Source organism: Mesorhizobium intechi (assembly GCF_002879535.1).
Classification (GTDB): Bacteria; Pseudomonadota; Alphaproteobacteria; order Rhizobiales; family Rhizobiaceae; genus Mesorhizobium; species Mesorhizobium intechi.
Genome location: NZ_PNOT02000286.1, coordinates 1 through 10,100 on the forward strand (window position 1 = coordinate 1; position 10,100 = coordinate 10,100).

The 10,100-nt window shown below is 64.3% G+C and carries 8 protein-coding genes and 1 pseudogene; 1 reads left to right on the top strand and 8 read right to left on the bottom strand.

Annotation, left to right across the window (positions count from 1 at the left end):
* A pseudogene (locus tag C1D09_RS24710) lies at window positions 1-259 on the bottom strand (ABC transporter substrate-binding protein); the annotation flags it as partial.
* A gap of 116 nt (window positions 260-375) precedes the next feature.
* Between C1D09_RS24710 and C1D09_RS24715 the strand changes: the two are divergent.
* The gene (locus tag C1D09_RS24715) at window positions 376-1,278 is read left to right on the top strand and encodes a LysR family transcriptional regulator (protein ID WP_143976710.1); all 903 of its coding nucleotides are present in this window, start codon (window positions 376-378) and stop codon (window positions 1,276-1,278) included.
* An 18-nt stretch (window positions 1,279-1,296) separates the two neighbouring features.
* Here C1D09_RS24715 and C1D09_RS24720 read toward each other — a convergent pair whose 3' ends face one another.
* The 7 genes from C1D09_RS24720 to C1D09_RS24750 all read right to left on the bottom strand — a co-directional run.
* Window positions 1,297-3,339, bottom strand: coding sequence for an ABC transporter ATP-binding protein (locus tag C1D09_RS24720; protein ID WP_143976711.1), 2,043 nt, complete (start codon window positions 3,337-3,339; stop codon window positions 1,297-1,299).
* The gene (locus C1D09_RS24725; RefSeq protein ID WP_143976712.1) at window positions 3,332-4,210 is read right to left on the bottom strand and encodes an ABC transporter permease; all 879 of its coding nucleotides are present in this window, start codon (window positions 4,208-4,210) and stop codon (window positions 3,332-3,334) included. Before C1D09_RS24725 ends, C1D09_RS24720 begins: the two co-directional genes overlap by 8 nt.
* A complete protein-coding gene (locus C1D09_RS24730; RefSeq protein WP_143976713.1) occupies window positions 4,207-5,160 on the bottom strand; it encodes an ABC transporter permease in 954 nt (317 codons plus the stop codon). Before C1D09_RS24730 ends, C1D09_RS24725 begins: the two co-directional genes overlap by 4 nt.
* Window positions 5,161-5,231: 71 nt before the next feature.
* Entirely contained in the window at window positions 5,232-6,896 is a 1,665-nt protein-coding gene (locus tag C1D09_RS24735; protein ID WP_143976714.1) for an ABC transporter substrate-binding protein, read from the bottom strand.
* A gap of 266 nt (window positions 6,897-7,162) precedes the next feature.
* On the bottom strand, window positions 7,163-8,347 hold the full coding sequence (locus C1D09_RS24740) for a mandelate racemase/muconate lactonizing enzyme family protein (RefSeq protein WP_143976715.1): 1,185 nt from the start codon (window positions 8,345-8,347) through the stop codon (window positions 7,163-7,165).
* A gap of 1 nt (window position 8,348) precedes the next feature.
* Entirely contained in the window at window positions 8,349-9,452 is a 1,104-nt protein-coding gene (locus C1D09_RS24745) for a mandelate racemase/muconate lactonizing enzyme family protein (protein WP_143976716.1), read from the bottom strand.
* Between the two features lie 35 nt (window positions 9,453-9,487).
* Window positions 9,488-10,100, bottom strand: a 613-nt coding sequence (locus C1D09_RS24750; RefSeq protein ID WP_143976717.1) for a GntR family transcriptional regulator, incomplete at its 5' end; no start/stop codon positions are given.

Sequence of the window (10,100 nt, forward strand, 5' to 3'; positions counted from 1 at the left end):
GATCGATGGCGCCGCCTGGCGTCGCCACGCCCGCGCGCACCGTGCCGCCCGGCTTGCCCTCGGCGCGGGCCTTCTGGGTGCCGAGGCCGGCGGCCGCGACAAGGCTGCCCAGGAACGGCAGCGAAAGGCCGAGCACGCTGCCATGGCGCAGGAAATCGCGGCGGTCGAGCCTGCCGGCCAGCAAGTCGTCGACAGCGGAATTTTCGATTGCCGTCAGGTTTTTGCGAGCTGCGTCGATCGTCATGAAATGCCTTGGCATGGCTGCATTCCTCGCTTGCCCTCGGGGGATCGGCCATTTAGGTCATTGTTGACCGCGACCGGAAAGCGATATTTTTTGATAGGGTCCATCGAAATTTTCGATGCGGGGTGTAAGCCATGGATACCGAGAACCTGCGCAGTTTCCTGGAGGTCGCCGAACATGGCAGCTTCACCGTCGCGGCCAACCGGCTCAACCTTGCGCAATCCACCGTCAGCGCGCGGATCAGGGGGCTGGAGGAGCAGTTGGGGCGCCGGCTTTTCGTGCGCGACCGCGACGGCGTTACGCTGACGCCGGCCGGCCGGCAATTCCTGCCGCACGCCTCTTCCATCACCCGCACCTGGGAGCAATCGAGGCAGGACATCGCCGTTCCCGACGGCTATGACAGCCTGCTGCGGCTGACCGCTCCCGCCTATCTGTGGGAGCGCATCACCTCGCCATGGGTCGAGTGGATGCGGGCCAGGCGGCCGAACGTGGCGCTGCGGCTCGAAGGCAGTTTTCCGGATCTGGCCATCGACCAGCTGGCGGAAGGCCTGCTCGATATCTGCATCCTCTATCTGCCGCGCCCGCATCCCGGCATCGTTTATGAGACGTTGGCCGTCGATCAGGTCGTGCTCGTCCAGCATGTGGCGCAGACGAAGCCGTGGACCGAAAACTACATACTGATGGACTGGGGGCTCGAATTCCGCATCGAGCACGACCGCGCCTTTGCCGGCATGGTCAAGCCGGCGATTTCAGCGGGGCTGGTCTTCATCGGTCTGCAGCATGTGCTGTCGCAGCAAGCAGCGGCCTATCTGCCGCTCAGCGCCGTCAGTGGCCACATCGAGCGCGGCGAGATGCGACGCATCGACAACGCGCCGGTGTTCCAGCGGCCGATCTATCTCGCCTATCCATCGAATCCCGTCTCGTCGGATGTTCTGGATGTCGCGCTGACGGGCTTGCGCGCGCTGGCCAGGGACTGGACCAGTGAAAAGGGTTTCTCGGAAGGCGACCGTTCCCTGGGCATGGCCGGCCTGCGCTAGCCGGCTGGCGATGCCTTGCTATGCCGGTTCAGTCACGGCTGCCTTCTGCAGCCTGGCAAGTTCGGGGTAGGGGATATGGCAGCGGATGGAGTGGCCGGGCTGCGCCTCGGCCAGCTGCGGCTCCTGCTGCTCGCAGATGGGGCCGATCTTGCGCGGGCAGCGTGTGTTGAAGACGCAGCCGGGGGGCGGGTTGGTGGCGCTGGGGATCTCGCCGTCGAGCCGGATGCGCGCCGTCTCGGTCTGGTCGAGCTTCGGCACGGCCGACAGCAGCGCTTCGGTATAGGGATGATGCGGCCCGGAGAAGACTTCTTCCGATGGCCCAATCTCCATGATGCGGCCGAGATAGAGCACGGCGATCTTGTCGGAGAGGTAACGCACCACGCCAAGGTCGTGCGAAATGAAGATGTAGCTGACGTCTTCCTTGGATTGCAGGTCGGCGAGCAGGTTGAGGATCGCAGCTTGGACGGAGACGTCGAGCGCGGAGGTCGGCTCGTCGCAGACGACGATGCGCGGATCGCCGGCGAAGGCGCGCGCAATGGCGACGCGCTGCTTCAGGCCGCCTGACAGCTGGCGTGGCTTGACGGCCAGATGCCGGTCGGTGAGGCGCACCGAGCGGACGAGGTCGTCGAGGCGCGTCTCCAGCACCTTGCCGGAGAGACCGGCCAGCCGCTTCAGGGCGCGGCCGAGAATGTGGCGGATCGAATGCGAGCGGTTGAGGGCGGAGTCCGGGTTCTGGAAGACGATCTGCATCGCCTTGACTTGGTCGTCGCCACGGTTCTCCAGCTTCGGCGCCAGCGCCTTCCCCTCGAGTTCGATGGTGCCGCCGTCATCGGGCGGCACAAGCCCGAGCAGCAGCCTGGCGAAGGTGGTCTTGCCGCTGCCGGATTCGCCGACCAGCCCCAGCGTCTCGCCGGGCCTGAGATCAAGCGAGACATCCTTGACCGCGCGCAAGGCATGGCCATGGCTGGCATAGGTCTTGTTCAGCCCGGCGACGCGCAGCACCGGCGCGGTTGTCGGCTTGGGCGCCGTCGCAACATCGCTCGGTGTGGCGCGCGGCAGGGCCTGCGCCTTGTCGTGATGGAAGCAGCGAGACAGGCGCTTGCCGCGCTCGTCACTCAGATCATAGAGCGGCGGCAATTCGCTGCGGCAGCGATTGTCGGCGAGCGCACAGCGGTCGGCAAAGGCACAGCCCTTGATGTCGGCGCCAATGCCCGGCAGGAACCCTGGGATGGTGTCGAGCCTGCCCTGGTCCTTGCGCTGGCCGCCGCGTGGCAGGCAGCGCAGGAGCGCCACCGTATAGGGATGGCGCGGATCGTTGAACACGACATCCGTCGGCCCTTCCTCGACCAGCATGCCGGCATAGAGCACGCCCACGCGGTCGCACATGTTGGAGACGACGGCGAGGTTGTGGCTGATGAACAGGATCGAGGCCGACAGCTCTTGCCGGAGCTGCGCGATCAGGTCGAGCACCTCGGCCTCCACCGTTGCATCGAGGCCGGTGGTAGGTTCGTCGAGGATCAGCATCGAGGGATCGTTGGCCAGCGCCATGGCAATCGCCACGCGCTGCTGCATGCCGCCGGAGAGCTGGTGCGGATAGCGCTGCATGACGCTTGGCGGATCGGAGATACGCACGCGGTTGAGCATGGCGATGGCGCGATCGGTCGCTGCCTGTCCCGTGATACCGCCAAGCTCAAAGATCTCGGTCAGTTGCCGGCCGATGCGGATCGACGGGTTAAGCGCCTTGCCTGGATCCTGATAGACCATGGAGACGCTTTCGGCGCGCGCCCGCCGCAAGGCCTCGGCATCGAGCTTCATGACGTCTTGGCCGTCGAGCGAGATCGCGCCGCCCGATATCGAGCCGTTTCTTGGCAAATAACGCACAACGGTGAGCGCCACCGTGGATTTGCCGCAGCCGGACTCGCCGACCAGCCCATAGGCTTCGCCTTGCCGGATGTTGAGGCTGAGATTGCGCAGCACGGCGCGGTTGCGCCCTGCCACCCGGTAGGCGACCGACAGATCGTGCAGCTCGAGGGCGATTTCAGCCTTTGCGGATTTAGTCATTGAGCGCTCCATGAACGCCGTCGGCCACAAGGTTGACACCGATCACCAGCGAGGCGATGGCGAGCGCGTCGAACAGCACCGTCCACCAGAAGCCGCCGCCGATCATGCCGTAATTGCTGGAGATCGACAGCCCCCAATCCGGTGACGGCGGCTGGATGCCGAAGCCCATGAAGGAGAGCGTGGCGACCGCGAAGATGGCGTAGCCCAACCGCACGGTGGTCTCGACCAGGATCGGCGGGATAACGTTGGGAAGGATCTCGACGAACATCGTATGGAGGGCGCTCTCGTGCCTCAGTTGCGCGGCGGCGACGTAATCGAGTTCGCGCTCGGCCAGCACCGCCGAGCGCACGGTGCGCGCAATGATCGGCGCGAAGCTCAAGCCAATGACGACGATGACGGTGGCCTTGGAGGTGCCGAGCGCGACGATGGCGAGCAGCGCCACGATGACCACGGGGATGGCCATGAAGGCTTCGAGAATGCGGCTGACGACGTCGTCGACGATGCCGCGGAAATAGCCGGTGAGCAAGCCGAGTGCCGTGCCGGCGACCGTCGCCAGCAGGGTCGCCAGCGGGGCGACGGTAAGGATGTCGCGCGAGCCGACGATGACGCGCGAAAACACGTCGCGACCGATCTGGTCGGTGCCGAACCAGTGTTCGGACGACGGCGGCGCCAGCGCGTTGATGATGTCGTCGGCGAGCGGATCGTAGGGTGTAAAGTGCTCGCCGAACAGCGCGCAGGCGACCCAAAACAGCACGATGGCAAGACCGACAAGGAAGGTTCGCGAGCGCATGAGCGAGAAGAAGACTTCCGCCATGGGGCTGCGCCGGCGCATGTTGTCTTGCGGGGAAGAGGTGGTCGGCACGGCGCTCATTGATCTGACCCCAGCCGGATGCGTGGATTGAGCACGGAATAGAGGAAGTCGGCGATCAATGTCGCCACCGCGTAGACGATGCCGATGGTGAGGATGCCGGATTCCAGCATCGGAAAGTCCTTGCCGCGCGCGGCGGTGAAGATCAGCGAGCCGATACCCTGGTAGCGGAACAGCGTCTCGATCACCACCAGGCCGCCGATGAGATAGCCGGTTTGGGTGGCGATGACGGTGATGGTCGGCAGCAGCGCATTGCGCAGCACATGGCGCCAGATCACCGTGCGCCACGGCAGGCCCTTGAGCACGGCCGTTCGCGTATAGTCGGAATCGAGCGCCTCGATCATGCCGGAGCGCGCCATGCGCGCGATATAGCCGAACAGCACCAGGAACAGCGGCAGCGACGGCAGGATCAAATAGTAGAGCTGCGTGACGAAGCCGGCGTTCTTCGGCCACGCCGCCGAGATCGGCAGCCAGCGCAGCCACACGCCGAAGATCAGGATCAGGATGATGCCGGTGACGAACTCCGGCAGCACCGTCACCGACAGCCCGCCCAGGCTGATGATGCGATCGAGCGGGCGGTTGAGGTTGAGTGCCGCCACCACCCCGCCCAGAATACCGATAGGCACCACCAGCACGAAGGCGACCGCGGCCAGCTTCATCGAATTGCCCAAGGCATCGATGACGAACGGCGCCACCGGCGAGCGGAAGATGTAGGACGTGCCCATGTCGCCTCGGATAAAATTCCAGATCCAGGTCGCATACTGGGTGAGCAACGGGCGATCGACGCCCAGCGTATGATTGAGCGCGTCGACGGCGCGCTGGTCGGCAAACGGCCCCAGGATCGCGCGCCCGACATTGCCGGGCAGCACCTGGCCGCCCAGGAACACCATGATGCTGAGCAGGAACAATGTAACCAGCGACAGCGAAACACGCCGTGCAAAGAAGGAGAGAATGGCTAAGTCTCCTTGTGGAGCCAGCTCCCGCGCGGGAGCTGGCTGTTGGAGGATTGGCTTTCCCTTTTCGCTTAGGCCTTCGACGCCTTTTCGAGGAACAGCTGCGACATGGCGGTCGGCTGCACGCCGGTCACGCCCTTCGCCGTCGCCGTCAGATAGTCATAGAAATAGCCGAAGATGACCGGCGTTTCCTCGAGCAGCAGCTTCTGGATCTTGCCGGCGTCGGCCTTCTGCGCTTCAAGGTCGAGGGCCGCGATATAGCTGGTGGCCAGCGCATCGTAGTCCTTGTTCTTGAAGTGCGCGGCGTTCCAGGTGCCGTCGCTCTTCAGCGGTGCCGCCAGATAGACATTCGGCACGCCGCGGTGGCCGTAATCGGTGATGCCCATCGCCGAATCCAGCCAGTTCGACTTGCCGAACACCGCATCGCCGTAATAGGCGCCCTGGTCGAGGATGTTCAGTTCGAGCTCGATACCGATCTCCTTGACCCAGTTCTGGATGAGCTGGGCGTATTCGGGGATTTCGAGGTAGCGCTCCGTGGTAAGCGTCATCTTGAAGCCCTGGCCAACGCCCGCCGCTTCCATCAGTTGCTTGGCCTGGGCAATGTCCTGCTTGCGTTGCGGCACACTGGTGTCGGTCGAGGGGTAGACGGCGGCGAACGGGCTGTCATTGCCTAAGGCCGAACGACCCTTCATCAGGCCGGCGGCGAGCTTGTCGCGATCGAGGCAAAGGGCGATGGCGCGGCGCACGCGGGCATCCTTCGTTGGGCCTTCGTCGCAGTGCATGTGCAGTTGCTGATGCGCCGACGACTTCAGGCTGATGATCTCGAAACTCGGATCGTTGAGCAGGGCAACGCCCGCGAGCACCGGCATCTGGTTGATGATGTCGATCTGTCCGCCCTGCAGCGCCAGGATTTGCGGCTGCATGTCGGCGAAGAAGGTGAACTCGGTGCGCTCCGGCAGCGCCTTTTCGCCCCAGTAGTCCTCGTTGCGGACGAAGGAGGCGCCCACCTTCGGCGTGTATTTTTCGATCTTGAACGGGCCGGTGCCGTCGAAGCTCTTCTCGTAGTCGCCCTTGTAGCTCGCCGGGATGATGACGGCGTTGTAATTGTCGGACGACACCATGTAGGGGAAGTTGCCGTTCGCGGCGTCGAGGTGGAACTCCACCGTGTAGTCGTCGACCTTCTTGGTGGCGCCCTTCTGCAGGATGCCGGTGAACACCGACAGCGCGTTTGACGAGTTTGCCGGGTCCGCAAGGCGGTCGATGCTGGCCACCACGTCGTCGGCCTTCATCTCCCCGCCCGAGTGGAATTTCACGCCCTTGCGCAGCTTGAAGGTCCACACCGTGCCTTTGTCGTTCGGCTTCCAGCTTTCGGCCAGGGCCGGCTTCAGCACCAGGTCCGGGCCGTCGACGCAGAGGAATTCCGCAACCTGCTGCATGACCACCAGCCCGCCGGCATCGGCGATGGTGACCGGGTCGATGGTTGCCGCCGGCACGCTGCTGCCGACACGGATGGTCGCGCCGGGCGCGCCTTGGGCGCGGGCAAGCGACGGCATGCCACTGAGGCCGGCAGCGGTGGTGATGCCGCCCAGAAGCGGCAGCGACAGGCCGAGCAGGCTGCCGTGGCGAATGAAGTCGCGGCGGCTGACACGGCCGTCGACGAGACCGTCGATGAGATGGTTTTCGAGCGGCGAGCGACTGCGTCGGATCAGGTCGAGAATGCGGTAGTTCTTGCTCATGGGTTTAACCCTTTCCCCTTGTTTCTTATGGCTGAAGAATGCACTTCCGGTTGACGAAATTCCGTGGAGTTCTCCTTGTCCCGGCCATCAACGAAGTCGGTCGACCGGGACTGTAGCATGCCGTCTTTTGTGGTCCATCCGATCCTTGCGGCGCGAAGGTCAGATTTTCTTGAGGCCATGCTTTCACCCGTCAGGCCCCGTCGTGGCGATCCAGATCGCTGCGGCGGACCCTTGTTGTCGGCTAGCCTCCTTTCCTTCTCGGTCTCCTAGTTCAGCGGCAGGCGGCGATATGTGCCGGGCTTTGCCGGGTCGTGATATTTGTTGCACGGGCCGTTCTCGACGAAGTCGCGATGGCAGGCCGCGAGGTTTTTCCGCGACAAGGTGACGCCGAGACCGGGACCTTCCGGGACGCGGACGACATTGTTCCTCGGCGAAAACGGCCCTTCCTCGGTGACGTCCATGGGCTGCATGCGAAACAGCGACTGGTTGGGCTCCCGGATCCAGCCGAGCGCCGCGCACAGATGCAGATAGGCCGCGCTGCCGATGCCGCTGTCGCCGCTATAGCACCAGAAATCGACGCCGGCGTGCTCGCAGGCGCCGACGAAACGGAGCAGGCGGCCGATGCCTCCATGCGCCGTCGGATTGCCGACGAAGGCATCGGGAACCTTGAGGTCCATGGCGCGCGCAATGTCGATGTTGTGGGTCGAGAACGGGATCGAGCAATGCTGTCGCAACTGCCGCATCTCCTCGATCGTCGCCACCGGATCTTCCCAGTTGCGCACGCCGAGCCCTTCGAGCGGCCGCGCCAGCCGCCGCGCAGTCGCCAGCGAATAGGCCTGGTTGGAATCGATGCGGATCATCGCCTCGTCACCGAGTTTTTCGCGGATCAGCTCGACCATTCTCAGCGAGACGTTCGGGTCTTCGGTCGAAAACTTGCCTTCGAAGAAGGTCGTGCCATGCGTCTGGTGCAGCTCGACGCAATAATCGGCGACTTCTTCCGGGGTCGTCTCGCCTTTCACATCAGGCCCGTCGCCGCGCAGCGAGAAATAGTCGGTGAATGGGATGTCCTTGCGCACAGCGCCGCCGAGCAGCTGGTAGAGTGGCTGCTTCCACGCCTTGCCGCGCAGGTCCCACAGCGCCATCTCGATCGCGCCGAAAGCCATGATGCGGGTGCGGTCGTTGATCGATTGCACGCCGGTCCAGTAGGGCAGGCAGACATGCTCGGCACCGGCAATGTCAAAGGCATCGCGGCCGACCAGGCGCTCGGCGAGAACACCATTGATGATTGCGGCCGCCGCCGGCGTCGGCGCCTCGCCGAGGCCGATCAGCCCATCCTCGGTCTCGACCTCGACAATGGTCTGCGAAAAACCGTCGAGCTCGCCGAACACCCAGCCATAGGGTGCCTCGAGACGAAGATTGATCGGCGTGGCCGTGACCCCTCGGATCTTCATCTCAGCCGACCTCGAAGAAGGGCTTGCCGAGCAGGCTCGGGTCCACATCGATGCCGAGGCCGGGGCCGTCCGGAATGCCCATATGGCTGCCGGTGACCGGCGGAGCGTTGAAGGCCGTGCGCACCGTCACCCATTCATGGAAGGCAATGGCATGCAGCCGGCGCTCCTCCGGCGTCGACAGCGACAGATGCGCCATCGCCGCCGTGTCGATCTCGGCGCCGCCCGTGTCCTCGACAGTGATCATGAAGCCGAGGTCGACGGCAACGTCGCGGATCTGGCGCGTCTTCGTCACGCCACCCAGCCGCGAGATCTTCAGCGTCAGCCCGTCGGCCGCGCCCAGGCGGTTAATCTCCAGCATCGCTTCCAGCGAGGTGACGGATTCGTCGAGCACCATCGGTTTGTCGAGCATGCGGCGCACCGACATGTTCTCCTCGATCGTCGTACAGGGCTGCTCGAAAGTGTAGTCGATGCCACGCGTGGCATCGGCGAACTGCCGTGCCTGGTAGGGTGTCCAGCCGGCATTGGCGTCGCAGAAAATCACCGTACCTTTCGGCACGGCCGAGGCGACTGTCGTCACTCGCTCGATGTCGTCGTGCACATTGCCGCCGACCTTGACCTGCAGACGGCGACAGCCCTCCGCGATGATCCTTTTTGCCAGGGCCGCCATCTGATCGAGCGTACCGTGTGTGACGACCCTGTAGGTCTCCGCCATATCGCTCTCCTTGCCGCCGAGCAGCGTCACCAGCGGCACGTCTGCGGCGCGCGCGGCGAGATCCCAGCAGGCCATGTCGAGCGCCGATTTGATATAGGGATGGCCCTTGAACACCGTGTCCATCAGCCGGCCGATCCTGGCCAGCCCGCGCGGGTCGTGGCCGATGAGATGCGGCGCGATTTCCGGCACGCCCGCGCGTGTTCCCGCCGGAAACGCGGCCGAGTAGAAATTGCCGAGGGGCGCCATCTCGCCCCAGCCGGTCAGGCCGCTGTCGGCGGTGATGGCGACGATCACCGCGTCGAAGGCGTCGGCCTGGCGCCCCTTGGACATGCGGTAAGGGCCGTCCACGAAGGGCTGCACCACATGGTAGGCTTTGATGGATTTGATCTGCACTCTGTCTGTCCGCTGGCTGCGATATCTGGAATTGGTCAGGCGCCCTTCGACGGGCGCTGTTCGAGGCTGCGCGCATAGGAGAGCAACTGCTCGAAGTCGAGATTGATATGTTCGCGTGCGTGACGCTGGGCAGCGCGCATATCGGCGCCCTTCATCAGCTGCACGTAAGTCTCATGGACGTCTTCGGCCGGCACCGGCTCGTTGCGCGCGTGCTGGTGCAGCGCGAAATACATTTGCAGCCGGCTGGTCAGGCGCTGCCAGGTTTCCAGAAGCACCGAATTGTCGGCCCATTCATAGATCAGCCCGTGCAGTTGCAGCGCCGTTTCGATCTGCCTTGTGGTGTCGAGGTTGCGTGTCGCCTGTTTCACCGCTTCGTGGCGCCGGTCAAGTTCAGCGAAGAAGCGCTGGTCGCGCTGTGGCCATGTCCGTTCAATGGCGAACTCGTCGAGCACCTGGTTGAGCGAATAGGCATCGTCGATGTCCTTGGCGGTGACGTCGATGACGAAGGTTCCGGCATAGGGAATGCTCGTCAGGATGCCTTCCTGCACCAGCTCGCGCATCGCCTCGCGCAATGGCGCGCGGCTGACCCGCATCTGTTCGGAGATTCTGAGCTCGTTGAGCTTCTGGCCGGGTTGCAGTTGCCCGGTG